Source organism: Dysosmobacter sp. HCP28S3_G4 (assembly GCF_052065175.1).
Taxonomy (GTDB): domain Bacteria; phylum Bacillota; class Clostridia; order Oscillospirales; family Oscillospiraceae; genus Oscillibacter.
The window spans coordinates 1-377 of sequence record NZ_JBQHUP010000126.1; the positions used below are offsets into that span (position 1 = coordinate 1).

The 377-nt window shown below is 47.5% G+C and carries 1 rRNA gene; it reads left to right on the forward strand.

The features are described 5' to 3' along the window. Positions 1-216: 216 nt before the first annotated feature. Positions 217-377: ribosomal RNA gene (locus tag ACTNBU_RS12755) — 23S ribosomal RNA — on the forward strand; the annotation flags it as partial.

Here is a 377-nt window from a genome sequence, read left to right on the forward strand (position 1 = left end):
GATGGGTAACGATTACAATTTCCGAAAAATCTTTGTGAAGCCTGCATAATTCAAGAGAACCAAATTTCTCTGACGTTGAAGAAGAAATTTGCTTCCCGCATCTCCCGTCCCCAAAATCGCCAAAAACCTGTTTTTGGCGAAGGAGGAGAAGGAAGGAGCGGATATGAAGCTTTCGCCAAAAGGCGGAAGCGGAATGGAGCGAGTTTCTTCGACGATGGTCAAGCTATAAAGAGCGCAAGGGGAATGCCTTGGCATCAGGAGCCGATGAAGGACGTGACAAGCTGCGATAAGCTTCGGGGAGGAGCAAATATCCATTGATCCGGAGATTTCCGAATGGGGCAACCCACATGGACAATATCCATGTAACGTGCATTGAA